A 21,721-nucleotide genomic window follows, 5' to 3' on the forward strand; every position below is an offset into this window, starting at 1 on the left:
GTCATTGCGCGCGGTGCCTGTGCCAGACAGCGCCGCGCCCACGGCCTTCTAGAGGGCGATCGGACGGCAAGCGGCCCGGCCCGGCAATGGCTCCGGTGCGGCTATTTTCCGCCGGCGCTCACGCGCCTTTGCATCGCGAAACAAAATAGCCGCACCTCTGCCATCCTCCGCTTCGCTGCGGCCCTGCGCTTCCGCCTGCGCCCTCACGGGCTTCGGCGGATTGATCGCTCCGGGTTCTGGTCCGTTCCGCCCGCCGTCTGGTGATCGCCACGAAGGCCGCGATGGGCGCGGCCGAACGGCAAAGGACCCCAAGCCATGATGACCGAACACGACGACAACCAGTTCGAACCGCCGCACGGCTCATCACCGACCGATCATATCCTCAACGAGCTTCAGCTCTATGGCCATCGCCCCTTCCACGACGAGCCTGACCCAAGGCCGCTTCCGGACGCCAAGGCCATCACAGGCGCGATCGCCGAGATCTTTGATGCGCTCGTGGCGAGCCTGAGCGACACACGGCTTGAACCCGACCTCGAAGATCTCCTCTGGTCGACCGTCAATCTCTTCCATCGCGCCACGGGCCGCATCGAGCGCGAGCTCGACGACAACGAAAAAGCCCAGCAAAAGAGCCAGCGCGAGCAGAATGGATCGGAGGTGCGATCCGTCGAACTGGAAAGGCTTACCGCCGAAGGCGTCACATTGATCGAACGCCGCAACGCCATGGAGCTGTTCCGCGACGTGGCGACTGATCAATTCGAGCTTCATACCGGCTCGCCCTGGCGCCCCCGTTCCGGGTCACTCGTCAATCATCGCACGCTCACCTCTGCGATGATCGACAGCCGCGATTTCCTGGCCGCCAAACGTCGCGCGGACACCGAGGCGTTGCTGCCGTCGGGACCCAAGATCGCGCTCACTGGTGGGCTCGACTGTAATGACATCTCCCTGATCTGGGGCCGCCTCGACAAGGTCCACGCCAAGCACCCGGACATGGTGCTGCTGCACGGTGGCTCGCCGAAGGGCGCCGAGCTGATCGCCGCCAAATGGGCGACCAGCCGCAAGGTTCCTCAGATCGCCTTTAAGCCGGACTGGACCAAGCACGGCAAGGCAGCTCCGTTCAAGCGCAATGACGCTATGCTTGCAGTGCTGCCGATCGGTGTCATGCACTTTCCGGGCAGCGGGATACAGGACAACCTTGCCGACAAGGCCAGGAAGCTCGGCATTCCCGTCTGGAAGTTCGGCGGCGCGTAAGCGCCGTTATCCATCGGCGCTTTCTTGATCGAGGACCAAGTTCGCCAGCGCGGATCAGTGCAAATTCTCTGACGCGACCGATATAGCGATCGAGCAGAACGCGTCGGTTCTGTCCGATTCGACGAACGAGGCCACGCACTCGCATAGCGGCGCATTCTGCGCTATGATTCTCATCGCGCCGTGGTGGTGGTGGTGGAAGGCGCGAGCGTCATGTCTTTTGTCGCGGAGCCACCACCATGCTTATCATCGCACTCGTCCTCAATATGCTTGGCATCGGCCTGATCTGCTGGCTGGGTCTCACCCTTGCTGTCAACGCGCTGCCCTGTTTCATTGCGCTTTCCGCAGGTCTGGCGGCTGTTCACGGTGGCGCGGGCATTGCCTCCGCCGCTCTGCTCGCAATTCTTGCCGGCGCGGTGACCGTTCTCATCGGTCAAACCGCCTTGATCTCGGCTCGATCCACCTTCGTGCGCGCGGTGATTGCCGCAGCTTTCACCGTCCCGGCGGCTGTCGCGGGCTATCACCTCGCTCATGGCTTGGCCCAAATCGCGATGCCATCCTCATTTTGGCAGGATATCTTCAGCTGGACCGGCGCCTTTGCCATCGCCGGCATGGCTTGGAGACGGATCACCAGCTGTGCCGGATCTTCGCCATCGGGCGAGGCTTTGTTGGAGGAACATTAGTAGCCTCTCTCGGCCACGACGCGACAAGGACGAGCCTTGGGTCTCGACGGCTGAGGCACCTCGGGTCCAAGCGTTGGCTGGATCGACGAGCTTGAGCGAGCGATAGTCGCGGCGTTCTCGGGGCGCTTGGCACCTGGCACCTGACCCTCCCGGCGGAAGGAAGCCCAGCCAGGGGCATGTCATCGCGGTTGGTCCACCGCAATCGCGATCGCCCTTTCTTCGCTTTTGTTTCCATGTCTACGCCTGAACGCAGCCACATCTTGTGCAGCCCAACCGAGCGGCGCCACAACTTCTTCCGGAGATGCTGTTCAGCGCACGGACCACCTGGCCTCTTGATGGCTCGATCTGGCCGAAGATCGGCTGCGCCTCGATCGCCTGAACGCAACGCCAGCAGCGCGACTTTCTTCCCCTGGGCTACGCCCATTCCTCGCGAGGCAAGAAAGTCGCCCCGCTGGCGTCCTCCGCTGCGCTGCGGCCCGCGGGCGGGTGCGTCGTCGATCGTCTTCGGCCTGTAGATCGCCATCGAGGCCGCGGTGGTCGCGGCTCGAAACAGCAAAGGAGAAGTAACATGGCTACCATCGGTTCTTTCAAGAAGGTCGGTAGCGACTTCCAGGGCGAGATCGTCACCCTCAGCCTCCAGACCAAGGGCGTCCGCATCGTGCCCGAGGCCAAAGGCAGCAACGAGAACGCCCCGAGCCACCGTGTCTTCGTCGGCCGGGCCGAGATCGGGGCCGCCTGGTCGAAGTGCTCCGAGGAGGGCCGCGACTACCTCTCGCTCAAGCTCGACGACCCCTCGTTCAACGCACCGATCTACGCGAACCTGTTCAGCGACGAGGACGGCGACGGCTTCAGCCTGATCTGGTCGCGGCCGCGCAAGACCGGCGACTGAGGTCGCCAAGAAGCCCCGTCCGGTCCGCCGGGCGGGGCTTCTCAATTCGAGGTAACTGCCAGTTCGGACGCATTGCGGCCCGGTCGAGCCGCTCGGCTCCCCACTGGCTATTCAGGCAGCCGCGCGTCTTTCGTTGGCACCCGTGCCAGACGGCCGGTCAAAAAAATTGGCCGCCTCAACTTCCAAACTGCGCGCCAGTCGATCGACGACGTCGATGGCCCGCCGCTTAGCTGTTGCGTGTATGCGCTTGAATTCGTTGGACCGGTCTTCCTTTGCCTGGAGCACTTCCAGTTCTAAGGACCTTAAAATTGTTCGGTTGTTCAATCTCCTGCACGATAGATTGCCTTGCGTAGTATCCTGACGTTTGCAAGCTTTTCTATCACATAGGATTCATGAGCATGGAACCGCAACGCCAGGAGGATAGAGCAACTTCGCTTCTCCGGGCGCGGGGCATGATGCGCCTTTCCGAATTCCTCAACGAAAATATCACGGCGGCAACTATTTCCCGGATGGAGCGAAAGCTCAATCAACTTGCTCGCGGCCTCTACCAGCTCACTGACGCGCTCCTGGACGGCAATCGCACGCTCGCCGTCGCCGCGAAACTAGTTCCTATCGGGGTCGTTTGTTATGACTCTGCACTCGCCTTTCATGAACTGATAGACCATATCCCGCGCTCTGTGTGGATGGCGATCGGCCCGCGCGATTGGCGGCCCAAGATTACAAGTCCCCGTACTGAAATCGCGCTTCAGTCCCAAGGAGTTCGACAAGGGCGTTGAAACGTGATTCCGAAATTCTCCTGCAGCCGGTTGTCGACGTGAGCAGAAGCTCACGCAGTACAGCTCGGTCAGAATCATTCAAGCCTGAACCGCTTGCCGCATCCTCGTTGGGTTCAATATTGCTGTATCGAACTGCGACTTCGAATCATTTGGTAGTTCGACCCTGCTTGTCCCAGCAATGGACTTATTCGCCGAGTCAAGATTATCGATGCCGGTCGCCACGACCGAGACACGGACGAGACCCTGCAGGCGTTCATCGAAAGTGGCGCCGACGATGACGTTGGCGTCCGGGTCGGCCCCTTCGCGAATGCAGCTAGCAGCTTCGTCGACCTCGAATAACGTCAGGTCCTTGCCGCCGGTGATCGAGATGATGAGGCCACTAGCGCGCTTGATCGAGGGGGCCTCGATCAATGGATTGGAGATCGCGGCCATGGCGGCGGTGAGCACGCGCTTCTCGCCAGAAGCCTCACCCCCACCCATCATGGCTTTGCCCTTCTCGCGCATGACGGAGAGAACGTCGGCAAAATCGAGATTGATCAGACCTTCTTTGACTATAAGGTCGCTGATGCAGGCCACACCCGAATAGAGCACTTGATCAGCGATGGCGAAGGAATCGTTGAATGTGGTCTTCTCGTTGGCCACTCGGAGCAGATTCTGATTTGGGATGATCAGCAGGGTGTCAACCGCATTCAGCAGTTCCGCAATGCCCGCTTCAGCAACGCGCATACGGCGCTGGCCCTCGAAGTGGAAGGGCTTGCTGACGACGCCGACGGTGAGAATGCCAAGTTCACGCGCGATCCTGGCTATAACAGGAGCCGCCCCAGTTCCCGTACCGCCGCCCATGCCAGCGGTAACGAACACCATGTTTGCGCCGGTCAAATGATCCCGGATCGCATGAATTGCCTCTTCGGCCGCCGCGCATCCTACTTTGGAGTTCGAGCCGGCGCCAAGCCCTTCGGTCACCTTTGTGCCCAACTGGATGAGGCGCTTGGCCTTGGACATGGTGAGCGCTTGTGCGTCGGTATTGGCGACAACGAAGTCGACGCCTTCCAACCCGGCCGCGATCATGTTGTTGACGGCATTGCCTCCGGCCCCACCGACTCCAAACACAATAATACGCGCTTTCATCTCGCGAATGTCGCTGATGTCGGTCACTTTTACCTCATGATTTCTTCGGCACGTTGGAATTGCGGACCCGGATTGCTACCGACGAACCTTGCGGTCTGTCTTGACCAGGATCGCAGCTCGATATCCTAGTCGACGTGCGGTCTGTCGGTGGCTGTCGATCGAGCCGACTCCGTCACCGGTCCGTAGAGCCGCCACCTCGTCCTCAAGCGGTGCGGTGGCCTCTCTGGCGGCATGATCTCTGCGGTCGCCTGCAGCACTTTAGCCATCAGGCGCTCGGCGCGCTCGCGTTCGCCCTCAAAATCCGCGCGGCAACCGGCCGCCCTTGCCTCGAGCTGCACAATTTCCGTCTGCGACGCCTCAATGTTTTCCACGAATGGGACAATGTCGCCCGCGCGACGACCACCTCGTGGGCAGGGAGTATGCCTTACTTCAGCGAAATCAACGATCACTACTGCTTTGCCATTGTCCGAAAGTGAGCGCGGCAACCTGAGCCGCTTGGCAACCGATCGGGCGGCCTCGGGTGAGATTTTCGGCCGAGCACCAAGTGCGACATATGTCAGCGCCTCAATGGGCATCGACTGTTCTCCTAGAACGAACCGGGAGGCAATCGGCTGTTAACCGAAAAGTAACCGCAAGGTAGGCTGGGTTGGTTAACAAGTCGTTAACAGCTTCAGTGCCGATTGCCACTTGAGTACGCGTGGGCCCAGGCCAAGGCGGCCGAGCATTGCCCTCGTCAAAGCTAACTCAATCAAGCGTTCGAGTGCGGGATCAATCCCCTTTTCTTCCGTCACGATCCGGATCAGGTCGGCAAACTGCGGATGTTGTGGAGGAAATCACGCGGCATGCAGTTCGTCCGTTCTCAGCACACGATCGAAGAACTTCTTCGTTCTTTCGTTTCCATAATCGCGAACCGCGCGGCGCAAGCGCCGCCGGTCGGTCGATGCGGCATGCTGCATCACCCGCTTCAAGACCTCATCCTTGGCTTCCGCAAGCTGATCGACGTTGTTGACGAGATCGACAAGCAGAAACTCCTTCGTGAGCGACTTCGGAAAGCGCGGCTTCACGCGAAACGCGAACTTGCGGTTGCCAAGCTGAAACTCGCCGTGGCGCTTGTGATTGTAGACGACCGTCTTGTCATAGAGCTGCGTCGTTCCCACACCGAGACTGTTGTTAGCATTGGGGGAGGCCAGCAGAAACGGATCGTTCCTGAGGAAAGCGCCGACCACTTCCTTGTCGGAAGCCGGCGCCGGGCCGAACGCGGTTTCCTTCGGATAGGCGTAAAGTCCGCCCGAAAGCTTCTTAAGCATGCCGCTCTCAACCAGCTGCTTGAGGTGCCGATCGATGGATGTCGACCAGCGGGCCAAATCCGCGCGCCTATAGGCTTGGCCGGGCTTCAGACGCTTCTTGAGGGTCTCGAGCTTCGTCATGGCTTGGGGTATAGGTCAGAACTGACTGTTTGCAAGTTTTTTCATTGAAAAATCATGCACATATCCGACGTAAACTACTGAAAGCGCTAATAAGTATGTCTCCGTCAGCGCTTTGACAATGAGCCGAACTCTTGCTCGAGCTCCCATCCGGAAACCATACCGCCGCGAGCGGCCAAGCGCCGATCTTCGACCCGGTCGTAGATCTCGAGTACCCGATGTGCCGGCCGCGACCTTACCGGATGCAATGAATGACCAGATATCCGCCAGCTCGGTTTCGAGGTGGCGACATTGCCGCTACGCTTACCGGCTCTCAGCCGCTCGCGTCCGCGGGCCTTGACCCGATCCCTCAGTTCACCGGCCTCAAACGGGTCGGACCCCCGTTTTGACCTTCCTGATCGGCCGCTCGCAACGATTCAAGTTTCGCCGCGCAAAGCTGCTCGCGTTCTTCGACAAGCCGCAGCGCATGACTTCGCTGGCCGTGGCGTATCGGCCGCTATCGATGAGATCTTGAAGTTCTCGTGGTGTTTGCCGACGCTGTAGCTGGCGGCCACAGGTCCTCCATCATAGCCAGGGGCATCTCATCGCGGTTGGTCCACCGCAATCGCGATCGCCCTTTCTTCGCTTTTGTTTCCATGTCTACGCCTGAACGCAGCCACATCTTGTGCAGCCCAACCGAGCGGCGCCACAACTTCTTCCGGAGATGCTGTTCAGCGCACGGACCACCTGGCCTCTTGATGGCTCGATCTGGCCGAAGATCGGCTGCGCCTCGATCGCCTGAACGCAACGCCAGCAGCGCGACTTTCTTCCCCTGGGCTACGCCCATTCCTCGCGAGGCAAGAAAGTCGCCCCGCTGGCGTCCTCCGCTGCGCTGCGGCCCGCGGGCGGGTGCGTCGTCGATCGTCTTCGGCCTGTAGATCGCCATCGAGGCCGCGGTGGTCGCGGCTCGAAACAGCAAAGGAGAAGTAACATGGCTACCATCGGTTCTTTCAAGAAGGTCGGCAGCGACTTCCAGGGCGAGATCGTCACCCTCAGCCTCCAGACCAAGGGCGTCCGCATCGTGCCCGAGGCCAAAGGCAGCAACGAGAACGCCCCGAGCCACCGTGTCTTCGTCGGCCGGGCCGAGATCGGGGCCGCCTGGTCGAAGTGCTCCGAGGAGGGCCGCGACTACCTCTCGCTCAAGCTCGACGATCCCTCGTTCAACGCACCGATCTACGCCAACCTGTTCAGCGACGAGGACGGCGACGGCTTCAGCCTGATCTGGTCGCGGCCGCGCAAGACCGGCGACTGAGGTCGCCAAGAAGCCCCGCCCGGTCCGCCGGGCGGGGCGTTTCTCTCACCGGGCATCAAAGAATAGTCGCGAGGCCACTGCGCTTCAGCGCCTCACGCTGATCGACTTTCGCGGTCTTGTGCGTGAACGTCTGTGGATCGTCGGCATCCTTCCATCTTGCGGGAAAGCACCGTGCCGGTTCGATTCCTCCGACGCCTCTCGTCGCGGAAGACTACCGATCTGTGGTCGTCTCTGAGTCAGAACAGACGTGGGTCAAGAACGAATGGCTCTACAGAGATCACGGAGATCCGCGCCGCGTCCTTGTGAGTGTGGTTGATCAGGATGTTGACGTCGGGGGACTGATCTACAGGGACGATGGCAGAGGGAACGCGGAGGAGGGGTGTCGCGAGCGAGGCGTGCCATTGATCACCTCGTTGCTGCGTCCAAACTTCCTGGCGCCGCCAATCGGCGGGCAGATCGCTTAAGCCCAGCGTCTCGACGGCAAGGTCATCTGCCCCATCGTAGCGCACCATCACAAGCGCGGGCATGAGAGCTGGGTCCTCGATATGGACCAGTTTTTCCAACACGCACAGCGCAGGCGACGTGCTGCAGTAGGTGACAGGCCGTCCGACCGTATTCCAGCGTCCGTCAAAAAGCAGGCCGTAGCCACCATCGAACGTCTTGGCATGCTGCATGCCCGACAAACGCCAAAGCAGCATCAGGCGGCGGCGCCCCACGCGATCTTGCCGAGTATCGTCTCGACGACGCGGGCGCCAGTTTCGGTTTGTGCTACCGCCAACGGCGTCTCGCCATGAAGTTCTGCTAACGAACGCCGGAGCCATAAATTGGCCTTGTCGGCGTCGCCGAAGGTCTCCTCGGCAAGTGTCTGCACCCGCAGCAATCGCACTGCCCGGTCGGATTCTTCCACGGTGAGCGGTTGCTTTTTCTCCGCGCGATGCCGGCGCGTTCGTTGCGGAATGACGAACAATTCGATTTCCTGATCACTAAGTCCCGCCTTCGCCAGCCCATGCAGCGCGGTCAGGGGAAGCCGCTTTCGTACCGCCAGGGCGAGGTCTGCCTGCGAGCGTATAACCGCTCCGAGGACCGAGCGCCCACCCAGCTTCCTTGCTACGATTTCGACAATGGACACAAGGGCCTCCGTGAACATGGCGGCAATGTGCCGTATAGATAGCGGCATATTGCCGAATTTGCAAGAACTCCGCAAAGGCCCGCCTGCAAGGAGCCGGAGTGGGACGACCAGGCGGCCCCGGCCTTCCCGGCACGAGCTTAGGCAGGCAGGGCATTGCATTGCGGATTGTTCCGGGCAATCGAATCCACCACTTCCTTCGCCATTGTTGTTTTCTACACGCTGACCGCAGCGACATCTTGCGCAGCCCAACCGAGAGGCACCACAACTTCTTCCGGGGATGCTGTTCAGCGCACGGACCACCTGGCCTCTTGATGGCTCGATCTGGCCGAAGAGCGGCTGCGCCTCGATCGCCTGAACGCAACGCCAGCGGTTCAACTTTCCTCCCCTGGTCTACGCCCATTCCTCGCGAGGCAAGAAAGTCGCCCCGCTGGCGTCCTCCGCTGCGTACCGCGTCTTCGTCGGCCGGGCCGAGATCGGGGCCGCCTGGTCGAAGCGCTCCGAGGAGGGCCGCGACTATCTCTCGCTCAAGCACGACAACCCCTCGTTCAACGCACCGATCTACGCGAACCTGTTCAACGACGAGGACGGCGACGGCTTCAGCCTGTCTGGTCGCGGCCGCGCAAGAACGGCGACTGAGGTCGCCAAAAAGCCCCGCCCGGTCCGCCGGGCGGGGCTTCTCAATCTAGCGCCCGTCTGGCAGCACGGACCGTGTCAACACAGATTCCAGCCGCTCGGCCGCTCATCGGCTATTCAGTCTGTCCGCGCGTCTTTTTCTTGGCGCCTGCGCCTGGCGGCCGTGTCAACAGGTCTGCTGCTTCGACTCCCAAACTGCGCGCCAGCCGGTCGACAACGTCGATGCCCGCCGCATAGACGCTCCGTTCGAGTGCACTGATATAGGTGCGGTCAATTTCTGCTCGATGTGCCAATTCCTCCTGCGACAAGCCGCGAGCTTGTCGTAGCTTTCGCAAATTGATTGCCAGTACCCCGCGTATATCCATACGCGAGACGGCACGTCCTTGAAGAGTATTTCACCACGGAGTATTCTCGACAAAACGTTCGCGCGGAAGCCTACGACCAAATTTTTACGCTTCTGCTCCTTCCGGCCGGCATGTTAGAATTTGTCAAATCTGAGGCGTGGAGTTTCATGAGGAAGCCGCCGCTCGATCCCGACGTCGCCGACGCTGCCCCTACCGATCAAGCTCTGACGGTTTATGACGAGCAGCACATCGTGACGTACACGCGCCTTTTGCAAGCCGACAGCGAAGGGGCCGACTGGCGGGAAGTCGCACGAATAGTGTTGCATATCGATCCGGAGCGCGAGCCTGATCGTGCGCGAAATGCATACCTGTCTCATCTTAAGCGCGCTAAGTGGGCTACTGAACAGGGACGTTTCTTGCGCGGTGCCAGGTCAAATTAGGAAAATCTCACCGGTGAAGCGTTTGTCAAGAATACGATCTTCTTCTGCTCGTTGGTGGTCACTTTAGAGCACTGCGTGGTGCCAAAGTAAGGACTTCCTACAACCCAATCGATCAGAATTATTGCGGCGCAATCCTTGTTATCCGACTGGACAAAGGGCGTAAGCAATGCCGACATTCGACTGGCGGTCGCCGGATTCGTACAAGAGCCTACAGGACGCTGAAATAACCGACATCGCCTGGGAATTTCTTCGCCGAAACAAAGACTACCAACGCGACTACGAAGAGACTGTGAGGAACAGCCCGGACGGCGAAGTATCCCCGGAGTTCAGGAGGAGGTGGGGCATCTGCTTTCGCCCATGACCCGCAGATATCCTTCGAGGAACAAGTCGTCATTTGGGCGCCTGAGGTTCTGCCGACGGTCGTTCCAATCGCGGTGATCGCGTCGACGGTCAGTGGGGACAGCTCTCCTCAGCTACTGCTCGATCTTGCGGCTGGCCGGGCGCGGCGTGCCTCCGATGGCTGGCACGCTGTGCTACGGATAGGCGTCGTAGAGCATCGAGTCTGGCTGAAGGATCTGCCAGCCGCCGGCGCCAATTACGCAGTTCAATTGGCATTCGACCGCGATTTCGACGCGCGCGCCCTTGCAGCGCAGCGGCTGTGGCGCGCGATGAATGAACGCGCTGTCGGTCCCGCCTCTCACGGTTTGTCAAAACTGAGATGCGAACGGCTGTGCGCCGCCATTCAGGCGCTCGACGCCCATGACGCCGGCGGCACGTATCGGATCATTGCCGAAGCTCTATTCGGCAAGAAGCGCATCCCCGATCGCGCCTGGAAAACGCACGATCTGCGCAATCGTACAATTCGCCTCGTGCAGAGCGGCGTCGCATTAATGCGAGGCGGCTATCGCGAATTGCTGCGCCCCAAGCGCAAGGACAAATAGCCGTCTCGATCTTCGCTGAGGCGAACGACAAAATCGCGGAAGACGCAACTACAGGAGCCTTAGAGATCTGGCCGCGCGTTGGCATGACGGGCCGGGCCCTTTGGGGGCTTTTGAGCGCCAATTGACCTAAGCAACTGAATATACTGCAGAATTATGTATAAATCTAACGCTTGTAGTTTGTCAGAAGTCAGCCTATGTTTCTGACAGTGGAGTAAACCATGGCCCCCCTGAGCATCAGGATTCTGGAAGCAACCAAAGCATTGCCCGAAGGCGCACCGATCGCTGCCAAGGCACTTTTGCATCTTGGAAAGCGTGCTGCCGTCGATCAGGCCCTTTCGCGTCTTGCCGAGCGAGGAAGACTTCTGCGCGCGAGACGAGGGATATATTTGCGCCCGGTTGAAAGCCGTTTCGGAGTTAGAGCTCCATCAGTTGAAAAAGTCATCGAGGAAACCAAGGTTCGCAGCGGCGAAACGATCGTTTCCAGCGGCGCGGCGGCGGCTAATCATCTTGGTTTGACGAGGCAAGTACCTGTCCGTCAGGTTTATCTGACCTCTGGTCCTTCCCGCAGACTCCGTCTTGGCAAGCAAGTCGTGGAGTTCAAGCATGCACCGAGTTGGCAGCTTACCCTGGCGAACCGACGTGCAGGTGAGGTTGTGCGTGCGCTTGCCTGGATGGGCCCAGAGACAGCAGAACGAGCATTGAGGTCCGTCAGTCAGAAATTGACCCCGACCGAAGTGAACGAGTTGAAGTCCGCTGCTTCTTCCTTTCCGACTTGGCTTGCCAAGCCGGTAAGCGAACTCCGTGTCGGATAGATTTCTAACCCTCTCTGACGCCGAGCGCCAAGAGGCGCTCGGCGTTGCTGCGTCCAACTCAGGTCGCCCGGCACATCTTCTCGAAAAGGATGTCTGGGTCGTCTGGTGCCTGAACGCGCTCTTCTCCTCGCCTTTAGGCGAACATCTCGTCTTCAAAGGCGGAACATCGCTATCGAAGGCATATGGTGCGATCCGTCGCTTCTCGGAAGATGTCGACCTCACCTACGATATTCGGACGATAGCTCCGGATCTCGTGAACACAAGGGACGATAATCCGGTCCCTCAAACCCGTAGTCAGAGCAAGAAGTGGAGCACGCAGGCACGAGAGCGCCTCCCGGTCTGGGTGAAGGAGAAGGCCTTATCGGTCATCAAGCAGCGACTGGAAGAAGACAAGCTCAGTGCAACCGCTGAGGCCCAGGATGACAAGATTTTCGTAAGGTACGCTCCATTGGAGACCGGCAGTGGCTATGTGAGTCCCGCCGTTATGCTCGAATTCGGAGCGCGGTCGACGGGCGAGCCGAGCGAGCTCCACGATGTGGTTTGCGACGCCGCCGAATATCTCGACACCCTCGAATTTCCCACGGCCAAGCCCAAAACCATGAAAGCGGAGCGCACTTTCTGGGAAAAGGCCACGGCGATCCACGTCTTTTGCGTCCAAGGCAAACTGAAAGGCGAGCGCTTTGCCCGCCATTGGTATGACCTTGTAAGACTAGACGATGCAGGGATTGCCGAGGTGGCGTTGAAAGACAGAAAGCTTGCCGAAATCGTCGCAGAACACAAGACTTGGTTCTTTTTAGAAAAGGATCCCACGGGAGCGGTCATCGATTATCATAAAGCCGTCAATGGATCCTTGAAGCTGGTCCCCGAGGGACAATCGCGAACGGTCTTGGAGCAAGACTACAAACGCATGACTGACGACGGGCTTATGCTCGATGAGCCCGAAACATTCGATAAGTTGATGACACGGTGCTTGGACCTCGAGAATAGAGCGAACAAGTCCACCTGATACGTTCGCGATCCCGCCGGGGAGCGCGCTCAAATCGACAGCTAGGCGCCAGCAGCGTGTCGAGAATGGACCAGGCGCCATAGGCGGCGCCGGGTGTCTGCAGCACCTCCCGAATGCCGGCATCCTCGATATCGGAGACTTCAAGGTCGACGGTCGGGCCGGCGATGGGGCTCGCCGCTGCAGGATCGAAGCTATGAAGAAATGTCCGTGTCAAAGCGCTAGCGCTCGCTTGAGATCGTCGTGCTCGAAAGCGCTGGCCATGCGATTGATCTCGGCCGCGCGGGCGCCGACAGCTTTGGCCGTGTCGCGCCAGGTCGCGGTCGCTGTCGCGACTTCCTTAATGATCGGGCGGGCCTGCTGCAGCGTAAGACCAAAATACTCCGACGCGGCCTCAAGTAGGTCGAGCGAGCAGGTGCCTTCGTCGAGGTCGATGTTCGTCGTCAGCACCCGCGCCTTCACATCGGTAGGCACGGGATTGAGATCGTAAGCCGGAGAGAGCGACCATCCCGCCTTTCCCAACCACAGGAAACCGTGGTTGCGTAGATGATCATCGACATTGGAGATCAGCACATTGAAGACGACACGCCTGTAGAGGGCATGGGCATCCGTCTTTCCTTGCGCACCATGTTGCGCGAGAGCGTCGACAATCTCCGGGTAGCTGCCGCGCTCGCCGTCTTTGGCGCCCATCATCGCCATGGCGGACAGAAACGGGACGCGGACGGCGTCATTGCGATCGAAGCGGCGCGACAGCATGACGGCCTTGCCGGCCACCTCGATCAGTTCGTGTTGCGGGGTGGCGATGCCGGCCTTGCTGGCGAGCCGCAGCGCAATCCCCTCCCAGGTCTCCATGCTGTAGTCGTCGGTTTCCTTTGGAAACTTGGCGATCGAGAGATTGCCGTGTTGGTCGATCAGCGAGGCCTTCGGCCGCCCGCCACCGAGGGAGGAGCCCGGCGCGAAGATGAGCTGGAGATCTTCGTCCGTTTCCTCGTCGCGGAGAATGCGCTCGGTGATCTACAGCAGCTGCCCGAGTTCGATGAGGGCCGGCACACCGGCGCGGGTCGGCGCCTGGAAAGTTTCGTCGCCGACTCAGCGGAAGCGAAGTGCGCCAAGTCGCGTTTCGTCGGCAACGCCGAGCAAATAGTCGCTTTCTGCAGCGTGCGAACGGCGCGGCCTTCACGGTCGGCGAGGCGGCGTTCGGCGCGCTGCATGAGGCGGCGACCTCGAGCCAAAAGTCGCCAGGCCGGCAGGAGGAGCAAAGGCGCCGCGCGTCAGGGCGAGGGCGGGTTCCAGGGAGAACCGGTCCGAATCATCAAGCCACGCGCCATCGTACTCGAAGAGGATGGTCTCCGAGCCTCGAACACGGTTGCTCCTCGCCAGTCCGATGCGGCGCGTGCGGCCGCCGAGATCGATATGCACCTCGAAGTCAGCCATCGCGTGAGGCTCCGGTCCTGCGTTTGAGGTGGATATGCTTCGGCAGCTCGGCGCTGGCGAGCGCCTGGCCTACGCTGTCGTTGCTGATGTCGGCGACCTTGATCAGACCGTCGAGCAGGCCGAGCGCCTGGAGAACGCCGGCATAGATCCCGATGCTGACACTGGTGTCGCCGGCTTCAACTCTCTGCAGCGTCGAGCGGGACGTGAAGGCGCGCTCGGCGACGACAGACATCGGCAGCCGCCGGCGCCGCCGGGCATCGTGGATGTCCGCGCCGAGCTTGCGCAGGGCCCGTCGAACGGCGGCCGGGGGATTGTGGGGGGTAGGCATTTGTAACCTTCATACTACACATTCGGCGAATATGTAGCACGAAGATTACAAAACTCCTAGCCCCCAGCAGGGCGGTACCCTGTATTAGAGACGGCTAAGCGTTCGCCCGAGTCCCCGAAGAATGCGCGCAAGACCCCGCACAGTGAGGCGGCGATCGAAACTTATGCGGCGAGCGTCGTCGCCAAGGTATCTTGCAGAATCTGCCGGTCGAACCGGGGTTGGACAGAGAAGGGCGGCTACAGGGTTTGCAGACGGCTTGCCCGGCTTCTGAGAGCGAAGCGGAAGGAGATCAACAAGACTGACCCGCTGCATCATCGACACGGCGAACGATCCGCACGAAATCAGCCTAGACGAGAACGTCACGCGGGAAAATGTGCATCCCGCTGATCAGTTCGTGGCCTTCAAGAAGCTGGCGGAAGAGCGCGGTTTTGGTGTGGAAGAAATCGCCGCCCGCTTGGGCTCTGCCGACCCGATCATTTCCGTTTAGCCGGCTTTGATCGGTCGCTTCGCGCGTCTTCGTCAGGAACTACCAATTCAACGTGACTGACACCTAACGTGCTGGCGAGCTCAAAAAGAGTTACGACAGTTGGGTTACGACGGCCGCGCTCCAGGTCACTGATATATTGCTGAGTGAAGCCGGACATTTCGGCGAATTTCTCCTGCGTGAAGCGCTTTTGCTTCCGCAGTCTTGCGAAATTCCGGCCGACCAGCTTGCGCATGTCCATCGGCGCAAGTTGCGTCTTTACATACTATGAGGTTTATCTCCTATAGTATGTTTTTTCGAGCGGCTCGCTGGTCGGTTAGGTCCCAATGGGGCTAAAATGAGACGTCGGCACGATCTCGGCCTTCTAGGGAGATTAGAATCATTCGCTGTTTGTTGGGGTGGTCATGACAAAACCGCAGCTAGATCCTGACGTCGTGGATGTCGCGCCGAACGAGCTGGCGCTGACCGCCTATGACGAACAGCATGTTGTCACATACATTCGCCTTTTGCAGGCGGAGGGTCAGGGAGCGGACTGGCGGGAGGTTGCTCGAATCGTTTTGCACATCGACCCGGAGCGAGAACCGGACCGTGCGCGGACTGCATATCAGAGTCATCTTGCGCGCGCCAAATGGGTGACCGAGCAGGGGCGCCTCTTACGCGGCACCGGCTCAAAATAGAAGAAAATCGCCAGCTAACTTTTGTGGCCAAAACAATTTTCTCCCGCTAACCGGCGGTCATTCTCATGCACCACGTGGTGCCAAACTAGAGGCTTCCTACAACCGCTTCGTTCATAACTATTGCGCCGCAATCCTTGTTGGCTGCGTGCAATGGGACGGAAGCAATGCCTGAATTCGACTGGCGATCGCCAGATTCGTTCAAGAGCCTGGAGAATGCTGAGATCACTCACATCGCCTGGGAAGGCCTTCGTATGAACGTGGACTATCAACGCGACTACGAAGCGATGATTGCGAATAGCCCAGATGGCGAAGTGACCGAGGAATTCAGGAGGAGGTGGGGTATCTGCTTTCGCCCATGATCCGCAAAAGTCCTCCAAAGAACAGGTCATCTTTTGGACACCTGAGGTTCTAGCGTCCGTTGTCCCCGTGACAACCGCGCCGCCTGTTTCTCACGAAGCGGCATCTCAGCCGCTGTTCGACTTTGCTGCCGGACAGGTATGCCGCGCCGCCGATGGTTGGCATGCGGTGCTGTGTATCGGCTCGGTTGAGCATCGCATCTGGTCGAAACAGCCGCTGACCCCAGGCGCTCACTATGCAGCCGAGTTACCGCTCGACAGCAGTTTCGAGGCGCGGGCGCACGCTGCCACGCGGCTATGGCGCGCGATGAATGGGCGCGCGCAAGGACCTGCCTTCCAACGCCTGTCGAAACAGCGGCGCGAAAGATTATGCGCAGCCCTTCGCGCACTCGCCGCGTATTTCGCCGGCGCGACCTATCGCAGCATCGCAGAGGCTCTGTTCGGCGAAAAGCGCATCCCCGATCGTGTCTGGAAAACGCACGATTTGCGCAGCCGAACCATCCGTCTCGTCCAAAGCGGCTTCGCATTCGTTCGCGGAGGCTATCGCGAATTGCTCCGTGCCAAGCGCAAGGACAAATAGCGCTCCAGCCGGGGGTATCGAAAACATACCCCCCAATCATCGGCATCCCCATTCGCGGGCCTTCTCCGCGATCGTGGCCGTCGACGCGCCGCTGTTCGCACCGGCGCTCCAGATGGTCACGGAGCTTCTCAAATGTCCGATCCGAACGCCGATCCGCCGCCTCGATACCTCCGTACATCCGAAGCCGCACGCTTTTTGAGTTTGTCTGGCCGCACGCTGGAAAAACACCGCACGTATGGCACCGGTCCCGAATATCACAAGATCGGCGGCCGCGTGGTCTATTCGGTTGCGGACCTGATGGCGTGGGCCAAACTTGGCAAAAAGAAATCGACGTCCGATCCCGGCAAGGGGACCGTGCTGCCTGCCAAAAAACATCCGACCCTGCGCCCGTATGCGGGCCAGGAACGCCGTTGATCTTTGGGAAAGAGCACCGGCGATGCGGCGCAAGCACCCGTCCGAACGCGATCAACTGGAAATGTTTCGTGCGCTGCCTGGCGAACTCGCGCCCCGCGACGCGCAGGATCTGATGGCTTATCCATTCTTCTCGCTCGCGAAAGCAAAGCGCATTGTGCCGATCGATTTTCGTGCCGGTGCGATCGCAATTCGGGTCGAAGCGGTGCCGGAACACGGCATGGCAACCATTTGGGATGCGGACGTTTTGATCTGGGCCGCTTCCCAGATCGTCGAAGCCCGTGACGCCGGCTTGAAGACGTCGCGCCTGATGGCTGCAACGCCTTACGAGATTCTGACGTTCGTCGGCCGCGGCACCAGCGCACGTGACTATGACCGGTTGAAGGCTGGCCTCGACAGGTTGCAATCAACGACCGTATTGACGTCGATCCGGCAGATTGCGGAACGACGGCGGCATCGTTTCTCCTGGATCAACGAATGGAAGGAGACGGCCGACGCAAACGGACGCCCGTCCGGGCTCGAACTGATCTTGCCCGATTGGTTCTATTCCGGCGTGATCGATGACGCGCTCGTGCTCACGATTGATCGCGCCTATTTCGATCTGACGGGCGGACTTGAGCGCTGGCTTTACCGGCTCGTGCGCAAGCATGGCGGCCGGCAGCAGGGCGGCTGGAGTTTCGATCTTGTGCATCTCCATGCCAAGTCCGGCAGTCTCTCGCCTCTCAAGCATTTTGCATACGACGTGCGCCAGATTGTCCAGCGCCAGGCATTGCCTGGCTACCAACTCGTGCTCACGCGAGATCTGGACGGCGCCGAGCGGTTGAGGTTCGCGCCCGCGCCCGTCAATCCATTCACCGAGAGACTTCGCAGCCGCGATCTCCTTCCGAAATCGGGAGGCAACCTGTGAATCAGCTCGTGCTATCGGGGACTGGAATCGGATCCAAGTCCTTGTCCTTTAGCGCTTTCCAGCCGCCGTAACTCTTCTAACCAGAAATCCTTCGGATTTCTTCTAACGGACCGCGCCTTCGGGCCTGATGAGGATAACCACCACGGTCCGCCTGTTCTGCCTCGCCACAGTGAGGGCAAGGGCGAGGACGCGCTGTCGCAATTCCGCTCCCGCCAGGCAACCAGAACCTTTCTGTACTCGGAGTGCACCATGAACAATTTCACCGAAGTCGAACTCCTTTGGCTCGAGAAGCGCATTGAGAACCGCATCCGGTTCGGCCACTCCGTCGAGGAAAGAATCCTCGATCGCCGCCGACGCGTGCTGTCCTTTGCGCCCGGCAGCATCTTCGCGTTCGTACGCTGGACATCAAACGACTTCGGAACGGCAATCTCACGGATCGATATTCTGCGCGCGGTGGCACCGGGACAACGATGCTCCACGGTGACCTATGTGAAGCCCGGCGGGGACATTCTCCTGCGCCTATCCGGCTGGCCCAAGGTCGAACGGGTGCTTCAGTTGATCGACGCTGTCGAGGCGCTTGACATCGATCCCGCGGACGCTGCGCCCGATTACTGGCATCACGTTCATAACCGCATGTCGGTCAATGAAAAGCCCCGCCTCTACACGAAAGCGAGACACCAGGCATGGCTTCAGCGGCAAAGGACCATGCGATGACAAGTGCGTGGAAAATCTTGGCAATGATGTTCGCCGGCGCTGGTGCCCTTCTCGCACCGACGGTTCTCGACCTGACACCACTCTACGTCTGGAATGCATCTGAGAGCGTGCCGATCGGCCTGTATCGTTTGCAGCCTGCGGAAAAGCTGTTCGTGACCGAGCTGCTCGCCGTTCAGCCGCCGGAGCCGCTTGCAACCTTCCTCGACGTGAGCGGCTATCTGCCGGCCGGGATCCCGATGCTCAAGCGCGTGCTGGCGCTTCCGGGGCAGACCGTCTGTAGAACCGGGCTCGCAGTGACCGTCGACGCGATCGAAATGGGCGAGGCAAGAGATCGCGATGGCCGCGGCCGTCCCCTCCCGAAATGGCAGGGTTGCCGCGTCGTCGGCGAGGGCGAACTCTTTGTCATGAACCGGCAATCCGCCGGCTCGCTGGACGGAAGATACTTCGGCTTTCTGCCGGCATCCGCCGTCCTTGGGCGTGCGCTCCCCGTGTGGACCTGGGAGGACTGAGCGTGCGCGTGTTGGGATTCCGATCTGCTATTCCGCTGTTCGACCGAATGCTCCACCGTTCCTCCGTCCCGGCCAACGATCGCGGAGCTGTCGCGCGCAGGCCCAGTCCAGACACTGCCCCGGAATTTGTTCGCAGGCGGCCGATAAGCCGGCACCACGCGACCTTACCCCGGAGGAGCACGAACACGATGGCATGCTGGCGTTCAGTCGGGACGGGCGTTTGCGCTGTTGTCGTGTCGTTCTTGGCGCTGACGATGGGTGACGCCGCTGCCTTCGGCGCGACACCATCCGCAGAGCACACGGCGAGATTTCGTACTCACGACCCGTTTGCGGACTTCATCGACGAGGCCTCGCGTCGTTTCGGCGTACCGGTGTACTGGATACGCGCAGTCTTGGAGCTCGAAAGCGCTGGAAATGCGCGCGCCAAGTCCCCGAAAGGCGCCATGGGGCTGATGCAGATCATGCCGAAGACGTGGGCCGAACTGCGTCTGCGATACGGTCTTGGCAATGATCCGTACAATCCTCACGACAACATTCTTGCTGGTTCGGGTTATCTGCGCGAGCTGCACGACCGTTACGGTTCGCCGGGTTTCCTGGCGGCCTACAATGCCGGACCTGCTCGCTACGAAGAGCATCTCGTTGGCCGACCATTGCCGATTGAAACTCTCGCATACTTGGACAAGCTTGCGCCAATGATCGGCGGCGACATGTCGGTTTCCAAGACAGTCGTCAAGTTGCGGCCATCGGCGGGAGCGCTCTTTGCAGTGCTCTCCGAAACTTCAAAAAAGTTCGCCTCGCCGCCGCCCCGCCGTGTGTCAGATCGCGCTCCGATCGCAATATCCGGCCGCGCCATTTCGGCCATTGCGCCCACCGCGACGGGCCTGTTCGTCACGAGATCTGATGCGGAAGGTCGGCGATGAGCGAACGCGTTAGCTCGCATATATTGCATACCCTGGAGAAGAATGGACGGCGGGGCGAGGGCAGTGGGAAGGCACCACGTATGCGTCCGGAGGCTGCACATGACGTCATGTCTTGACGAGCCTAGCGGCCTCGGCCGGCAAGGCGTCGACTCGGCGGGCTCCTACTTTGTGCGGGGCTCTGACATGGCAGCTTCCGCCTTCGCGATCACCGCTTCGGCGCGCTCTATCGCGGCACGGAATTCCTCGCTCTTCCAAGTATCAACCTGTTCGCCGTCATCGTACGACTCGTCGCTGGCCTCTTGCGCGCGTGAGATCAACTCACGAAGCGCCGCAATGGCTTCGGAGAGCAGCTTGGCATCCGCCTCATTACGAGAAGACCGCGTCAACTCTTTAACCCCATCACATTGCAATTATGGTTCATCAGGCAATATCGTTACAAAAGACGACCATTGCAATTGCCTATGGTCCCAGGTTGGCCATTTGGCGGGCGTCTGGCTTTGCCCAGACGGTGGTAGCGGCCGCTCACTGGGAGCGCCAGTTCCACGGCAGCAACTCGTCGAGACGCTTGACAGGATATCCGTCGACCATCCGCTGGAGCACGTCGCGCAGGTAGACGGAGGGTTCGACGTCGTTGAGCTTACAGGTCGCAATCAGCGAGCAGGCGACAGCCCAACGATGCCCGCCGCCGTCGCTGCCGGCGAACAGGTGGTTCTTGCGGCCGAGCGCCACAGGCCTGATCGCGCGTTCGACCGGATTGGTGTCGAGCTCAATGCGGCCATCATGCAGGAATCGCGTCGGCCCCTTCCAGCGCGAGAGCGCGTAAGGGATCGCTTCGGCAAGCGTGCTGTGGCCAGAGACGAGGGGAAGCTGCGTCTCCAGCCAGGAATGCAATGCTTGAACGATTGGCTTGTCGTGGGCGGAGCGTCGTTCGAAGGCTCTCTCAAGCTGCTTTCGGAGGACGATTCCTTAGCACTAGTACTAACGACCGGGCGGGTGGAGGGGTGAAGATGCGCGCGCCAGTCGATTTCAAGTTCGCCGGCATCCAACCGGTCGCGCCATTTGCGCAGCGCGTACGGCGACAGGGACAGTGCAGCGGCATGTTCGCGTACACCCATTCCGCTCCAGTTCATCGCGTCGACATGCATTGCCCAGAACGCTTGCAAACCGCGATCACGCACACGCGTGATGATCGAGAAGCGCTGCCGCAGTGTCATTCTCGGTTCTGCTTTCTGTCCTTCGCGGCGCAATTCCGTCTGATATTTCGTGAGCTTGCGTGCAGCTTCCTCGCCAGCAAGAGCCTCAGCCAACGCACGAACATCCCCTGGTCTAAGCGATGAGGACGGCAATACGCCCTCTGCGAAACGCGCTGCGCTGCCAGGCTTCGATGTGGATCGACCACCATTCACGTCTGGCTTTGTTCTGGAAATGTTTTGGGCCCACCGGAGATTCTCCAATGCAGCAGAGAACCCGAAATGGAACGACAACGCACTCTTGGAAAGTCGTGCAGGATTCGGACGCTTACGACACGACAGCAGGACGGCGAGATAAAAGGGGCTCGCCGGTCAGACCGCAAGCCATTGACATGGCTTGGGTCCTGGCGTGCCGGTCGGTCGGGGCGCGTGCCGCGCCGTGCGTTTTCACGAATGCAATCAACGATGTTTTC

The 21,721-nt window shown here is 60.3% G+C and carries 28 protein-coding genes and 4 pseudogenes; 21 read left to right on the plus strand and 11 right to left on the minus strand.

All coding sequences use genetic code 11. The annotated features are described in order from the left end of the window. The first annotated feature begins 318 nt into the window (after nt 1–318). The 4 genes from JJC00_RS07110 (at nt 319) to JJC00_RS07125 (ending at nt 3,593) form a co-directional block, all read left to right on the plus strand. Entirely contained in the window at nt 319–1,248 is a 930-nt protein-coding gene (locus tag JJC00_RS07110) for a DUF2493 domain-containing protein (RefSeq protein ID WP_200474009.1), read from the plus strand. Nucleotides 1,249–1,484: 236 nt separating this feature from the next. Continuing rightward, complete coding sequence (locus JJC00_RS07115; protein WP_200471975.1) at nt 1,485–1,928, plus strand: hypothetical protein; 444 nt, start codon at nt 1,485–1,487, stop codon at nt 1,926–1,928. A 568-nt stretch (nt 1,929–2,496) separates the two neighbouring features. Continuing rightward, on the plus strand, nt 2,497–2,817 hold the full coding sequence (locus JJC00_RS07120) for a DUF736 domain-containing protein (protein WP_200471976.1): 321 nt from the start codon (nt 2,497–2,499) through the stop codon (nt 2,815–2,817). A 452-nt stretch (nt 2,818–3,269) separates the two neighbouring features. Beyond that, nucleotides 3,270–3,593, plus strand: a complete 324-nt coding sequence (locus tag JJC00_RS07125; RefSeq protein ID WP_200471977.1) for a type IV toxin-antitoxin system AbiEi family antitoxin domain-containing protein — start codon at nt 3,270–3,272, stop codon at nt 3,591–3,593. 78 nt (nt 3,594–3,671) lie between these two features. Here JJC00_RS07125 and ftsZ read toward each other — a convergent pair whose 3' ends face one another. The 3 genes from ftsZ to JJC00_RS07140 form a co-directional block, all read right to left on the minus strand. Beyond that, complete coding sequence (ftsZ, locus tag JJC00_RS07130) at nt 3,672–4,748, minus strand: cell division protein FtsZ (protein ID WP_200471978.1); 1,077 nt, start codon at nt 4,746–4,748, stop codon at nt 3,672–3,674. 98 nt (nt 4,749–4,846) lie between these two features. Continuing rightward, on the minus strand, nt 4,847–5,296 hold the full coding sequence (locus JJC00_RS07135; protein ID WP_246774114.1) for a hypothetical protein: 450 nt from the start codon (nt 5,294–5,296) through the stop codon (nt 4,847–4,849). Nucleotides 5,297–5,554: 258 nt separating this feature from the next. Beyond that, nucleotides 5,555–6,028 (minus strand): hypothetical protein, encoded by a 474-nt coding sequence (locus JJC00_RS07140; protein ID WP_246774115.1) that lies wholly within the window; start codon nt 6,026–6,028, stop codon nt 5,555–5,557. A gap of 1,087 nt (nt 6,029–7,115) precedes the next feature. On the opposite strand from JJC00_RS07140, the gene JJC00_RS07145 reads away from it, so the two are divergent. Further along, nucleotides 7,116–7,436 carry a DUF736 domain-containing protein gene (locus tag JJC00_RS07145; RefSeq protein WP_200471976.1) on the plus strand — a complete coding sequence of 107 codons (321 nt, stop codon included), beginning with the start codon at nt 7,116–7,118 and terminating at the stop codon, nt 7,434–7,436. A gap of 236 nt (nt 7,437–7,672) precedes the next feature. On the opposite strand, the gene JJC00_RS07150 is transcribed toward JJC00_RS07145, so the two are convergent. Continuing rightward, nucleotides 7,673–8,152 (minus strand): RES family NAD+ phosphorylase, encoded by a 480-nt coding sequence (locus JJC00_RS07150; protein ID WP_246774116.1) that lies wholly within the window; start codon nt 8,150–8,152, stop codon nt 7,673–7,675. Then, on the minus strand, nt 8,134–8,565 hold the full coding sequence (gene parS, locus JJC00_RS07155) for a type II RES/Xre toxin-antitoxin system antitoxin (RefSeq protein WP_027535764.1): 432 nt from the start codon (nt 8,563–8,565) through the stop codon (nt 8,134–8,136). The genes JJC00_RS07150 and parS overlap by 19 nt, the downstream gene beginning before the upstream one ends. Nucleotides 8,566–9,013: 448 nt before the next feature. On the opposite strand from parS, the pseudogene JJC00_RS07160 reads away from it, so the two are divergent. Beyond that, nucleotides 9,014–9,201, plus strand: a pseudogene (locus JJC00_RS07160) (DUF736 domain-containing protein); the annotation flags it as partial. Nucleotides 9,202–9,311: 110 nt separating this feature from the next. Here the strand turns inward: JJC00_RS07160 and JJC00_RS07165 are convergent. Beyond that, on the minus strand, nt 9,312–9,563 hold the full coding sequence (locus JJC00_RS07165; RefSeq protein WP_200471981.1) for a helix-turn-helix domain-containing protein: 252 nt from the start codon (nt 9,561–9,563) through the stop codon (nt 9,312–9,314). Nucleotides 9,564–9,709: 146 nt separating this feature from the next. On the opposite strand from JJC00_RS07165, the gene JJC00_RS07170 reads away from it, so the two are divergent. The 5 genes from JJC00_RS07170 (at nt 9,710) to JJC00_RS07185 (ending at nt 12,741) form a co-directional block, all read left to right on the plus strand. Then, complete coding sequence (locus JJC00_RS07170; RefSeq protein WP_200471982.1) at nt 9,710–9,982, plus strand: DUF2285 domain-containing protein; 273 nt, start codon at nt 9,710–9,712, stop codon at nt 9,980–9,982. A gap of 166 nt (nt 9,983–10,148) precedes the next feature. Further along, nucleotides 10,149–10,343 carry a transcriptional regulator domain-containing protein gene (locus JJC00_RS37855; protein ID WP_246774117.1) on the plus strand — a complete coding sequence of 65 codons (195 nt, stop codon included), beginning with the start codon at nt 10,149–10,151 and terminating at the stop codon, nt 10,341–10,343. 247 nt (nt 10,344–10,590) lie between these two features. Continuing rightward, on the plus strand, nt 10,591–10,923 hold the full coding sequence (locus JJC00_RS37860; protein WP_246774118.1) for a DUF2285 domain-containing protein: 333 nt from the start codon (nt 10,591–10,593) through the stop codon (nt 10,921–10,923). Between the two features lie 218 nt (nt 10,924–11,141). Further along, entirely contained in the window at nt 11,142–11,735 is a 594-nt protein-coding gene (locus tag JJC00_RS07180) for a DUF6088 family protein (RefSeq protein WP_200471983.1), read from the plus strand. After that, the gene (locus tag JJC00_RS07185; protein ID WP_200471984.1) at nt 11,725–12,741 is read left to right on the plus strand and encodes a nucleotidyl transferase AbiEii/AbiGii toxin family protein; all 1,017 of its coding nucleotides are present in this window, start codon (nt 11,725–11,727) and stop codon (nt 12,739–12,741) included. Before JJC00_RS07180 ends, JJC00_RS07185 begins: the two co-directional genes overlap by 11 nt. A 210-nt stretch (nt 12,742–12,951) precedes the next feature. On the opposite strand, the pseudogene JJC00_RS07190 reads toward JJC00_RS07185, so the two are convergent. Both JJC00_RS07190 and JJC00_RS07195 read right to left on the minus strand, forming a co-directional pair. Then, a pseudogene (locus JJC00_RS07190) lies at nt 12,952–14,172 on the minus strand (type II toxin-antitoxin system HipA family toxin). Then, entirely contained in the window at nt 14,165–14,500 is a 336-nt protein-coding gene (locus tag JJC00_RS07195) for a helix-turn-helix domain-containing protein (RefSeq protein ID WP_200471985.1), read from the minus strand. Before JJC00_RS07195 ends, JJC00_RS07190 begins: the two are co-directional and overlap by 8 nt. A 108-nt stretch (nt 14,501–14,608) precedes the next feature. Here JJC00_RS07195 and JJC00_RS07200 point away from each other — a divergent pair. Further along, a pseudogene (locus JJC00_RS07200) lies at nt 14,609–14,960 on the plus strand (ParB/RepB/Spo0J family partition protein); the annotation flags it as partial. A 13-nt stretch (nt 14,961–14,973) separates the two neighbouring features. On the opposite strand, the gene JJC00_RS07205 reads toward JJC00_RS07200, so the two are convergent. Then, on the minus strand, nt 14,974–15,225 hold the full coding sequence (locus JJC00_RS07205; protein ID WP_027545514.1) for a helix-turn-helix domain-containing protein: 252 nt from the start codon (nt 15,223–15,225) through the stop codon (nt 14,974–14,976). Nucleotides 15,226–15,388: 163 nt separating this feature from the next. On the opposite strand from JJC00_RS07205, the gene JJC00_RS07210 reads away from it, so the two are divergent. The 8 genes from JJC00_RS07210 (at nt 15,389) to JJC00_RS07245 (ending at nt 20,058) form a co-directional block, all read left to right on the plus strand. After that, nucleotides 15,389–15,661: a DUF2285 domain-containing protein gene (locus JJC00_RS07210; RefSeq protein WP_200471986.1), complete on the plus strand. Its 273-nt coding sequence runs from the start codon at nt 15,389–15,391 to the stop codon at nt 15,659–15,661. Between the two features lie 164 nt (nt 15,662–15,825). Beyond that, the gene (locus JJC00_RS07215) at nt 15,826–16,020 is read left to right on the plus strand and encodes a transcriptional regulator domain-containing protein (RefSeq protein ID WP_200471987.1); all 195 of its coding nucleotides are present in this window, start codon (nt 15,826–15,828) and stop codon (nt 16,018–16,020) included. Nucleotides 16,021–16,087: 67 nt separating this feature from the next. Then, a complete protein-coding gene (locus tag JJC00_RS07220; protein WP_246774119.1) occupies nt 16,088–16,597 on the plus strand; it encodes a DUF2285 domain-containing protein in 510 nt (169 codons plus the stop codon). A gap of 132 nt (nt 16,598–16,729) precedes the next feature. Beyond that, entirely contained in the window at nt 16,730–17,011 is a 282-nt protein-coding gene (locus JJC00_RS07225) for a helix-turn-helix transcriptional regulator (RefSeq protein ID WP_200471988.1), read from the plus strand. A gap of 22 nt (nt 17,012–17,033) precedes the next feature. Continuing rightward, a complete protein-coding gene (locus tag JJC00_RS07230) occupies nt 17,034–17,915 on the plus strand; it encodes a replication initiator protein A (protein WP_200471989.1) in 882 nt (293 codons plus the stop codon). A 249-nt stretch (nt 17,916–18,164) separates the two neighbouring features. Continuing rightward, nucleotides 18,165–18,629, plus strand: a complete 465-nt coding sequence (locus tag JJC00_RS07235; RefSeq protein ID WP_200471990.1) for a DUF2840 domain-containing protein — start codon at nt 18,165–18,167, stop codon at nt 18,627–18,629. 23 nt (nt 18,630–18,652) lie between these two features. After that, nucleotides 18,653–19,138: a S26 family signal peptidase gene (locus JJC00_RS07240; RefSeq protein WP_246774120.1), complete on the plus strand. Its 486-nt coding sequence runs from the start codon at nt 18,653–18,655 to the stop codon at nt 19,136–19,138. 188 nt (nt 19,139–19,326) lie between these two features. Continuing rightward, nucleotides 19,327–20,058, plus strand: coding sequence for a lytic transglycosylase domain-containing protein (locus JJC00_RS07245; RefSeq protein WP_200471992.1), 732 nt, complete (start codon nt 19,327–19,329; stop codon nt 20,056–20,058). A 161-nt stretch (nt 20,059–20,219) separates the two neighbouring features. Here the strand turns inward: JJC00_RS07245 and JJC00_RS07250 are convergent, their stop codons facing one another. Both JJC00_RS07250 and JJC00_RS07255 read right to left on the minus strand, forming a co-directional pair. Next, complete coding sequence (locus JJC00_RS07250) at nt 20,220–20,444, minus strand: hypothetical protein (protein ID WP_200471993.1); 225 nt, start codon at nt 20,442–20,444, stop codon at nt 20,220–20,222. A gap of 136 nt (nt 20,445–20,580) precedes the next feature. Further along, nucleotides 20,581–20,982, minus strand: a pseudogene (locus JJC00_RS07255) (IS66 family transposase); the annotation flags it as partial. 83 nt (nt 20,983–21,065) lie between these two features. On the opposite strand from JJC00_RS07255, the gene JJC00_RS07260 reads away from it, so the two are divergent. Next, complete coding sequence (locus JJC00_RS07260) at nt 21,066–21,395, plus strand: hypothetical protein (RefSeq protein ID WP_200471994.1); 330 nt, start codon at nt 21,066–21,068, stop codon at nt 21,393–21,395. The last annotated feature ends 326 nt before the right edge of the window (nt 21,396–21,721 follow it).

The sequence above is a fragment of the Bradyrhizobium diazoefficiens genome, from assembly GCF_016616885.1.
In the GTDB taxonomy this organism is placed as follows: Bacteria; Pseudomonadota; Alphaproteobacteria; order Rhizobiales; family Xanthobacteraceae; genus Bradyrhizobium; species Bradyrhizobium diazoefficiens_F.

What these genes read in the sequence shown, in the direction of transcription:
- JJC00_RS07110 (WP_200474009.1), top strand. Translation starts at nt 319, where the DNA reads ATGACCGAACACGACGACAACCAGTTCGAACCGCCGCACGGCTCATCA.
- JJC00_RS07125 (WP_200471977.1), top strand. Translation starts at nt 3,270, where the DNA reads ATGATGCGCCTTTCCGAATTCCTCAACGAAAATATCACGGCGGCAACT.
- JJC00_RS07230 (WP_200471989.1), top strand. Translation starts at nt 17,034, where the DNA reads ATGCGGCGCAAGCACCCGTCCGAACGCGATCAACTGGAAATGTTTCGT.
- JJC00_RS07225 (WP_200471988.1), top strand. Translation starts at nt 16,730, where the DNA reads ATGTCCGATCCGAACGCCGATCCGCCGCCTCGATACCTCCGTACATCC.
- JJC00_RS07260 (WP_200471994.1), top strand. Translation starts at nt 21,066, where the DNA reads ATGCGCGCGCCAGTCGATTTCAAGTTCGCCGGCATCCAACCGGTCGCG.
- JJC00_RS07215 (WP_200471987.1), top strand. Translation starts at nt 15,826, where the DNA reads ATGCCTGAATTCGACTGGCGATCGCCAGATTCGTTCAAGAGCCTGGAG.
- JJC00_RS07240 (WP_246774120.1), top strand. Translation starts at nt 18,653, where the DNA reads ATGATGTTCGCCGGCGCTGGTGCCCTTCTCGCACCGACGGTTCTCGAC.
- JJC00_RS07135 (WP_246774114.1), bottom strand. Translation starts at nt 5,296, where the DNA reads ATGCCCATTGAGGCGCTGACATATGTCGCACTTGGTGCTCGGCCGAAA.
- JJC00_RS07245 (WP_200471992.1), top strand. Translation starts at nt 19,327, where the DNA reads ATGGCATGCTGGCGTTCAGTCGGGACGGGCGTTTGCGCTGTTGTCGTG.
- JJC00_RS07145 (WP_200471976.1), top strand. Translation starts at nt 7,116, where the DNA reads ATGGCTACCATCGGTTCTTTCAAGAAGGTCGGCAGCGACTTCCAGGGC.
- JJC00_RS07165 (WP_200471981.1), bottom strand. Translation starts at nt 9,563, where the DNA reads ATGGATATACGCGGGGTACTGGCAATCAATTTGCGAAAGCTACGACAA.
- JJC00_RS07115 (WP_200471975.1), top strand. Translation starts at nt 1,485, where the DNA reads ATGCTTATCATCGCACTCGTCCTCAATATGCTTGGCATCGGCCTGATC.
- JJC00_RS07140 (WP_246774115.1), bottom strand. Translation starts at nt 6,028, where the DNA reads ATGCTTAAGAAGCTTTCGGGCGGACTTTACGCCTATCCGAAGGAAACC.
- JJC00_RS07195 (WP_200471985.1), bottom strand. Translation starts at nt 14,500, where the DNA reads ATGCCTACCCCCCACAATCCCCCGGCCGCCGTTCGACGGGCCCTGCGC.
- JJC00_RS07210 (WP_200471986.1), top strand. Translation starts at nt 15,389, where the DNA reads ATGACAAAACCGCAGCTAGATCCTGACGTCGTGGATGTCGCGCCGAAC.
- JJC00_RS07180 (WP_200471983.1), top strand. Translation starts at nt 11,142, where the DNA reads ATGGCCCCCCTGAGCATCAGGATTCTGGAAGCAACCAAAGCATTGCCC.
- JJC00_RS07120 (WP_200471976.1), top strand. Translation starts at nt 2,497, where the DNA reads ATGGCTACCATCGGTTCTTTCAAGAAGGTCGGTAGCGACTTCCAGGGC.
- JJC00_RS07205 (WP_027545514.1), bottom strand. Translation starts at nt 15,225, where the DNA reads ATGGACATGCGCAAGCTGGTCGGCCGGAATTTCGCAAGACTGCGGAAG.
- JJC00_RS37855 (WP_246774117.1), top strand. Translation starts at nt 10,149, where the DNA reads ATGCCGACATTCGACTGGCGGTCGCCGGATTCGTACAAGAGCCTACAG.
- JJC00_RS07235 (WP_200471990.1), top strand. Translation starts at nt 18,165, where the DNA reads ATGAACAATTTCACCGAAGTCGAACTCCTTTGGCTCGAGAAGCGCATT.
- JJC00_RS07170 (WP_200471982.1), top strand. Translation starts at nt 9,710, where the DNA reads ATGAGGAAGCCGCCGCTCGATCCCGACGTCGCCGACGCTGCCCCTACC.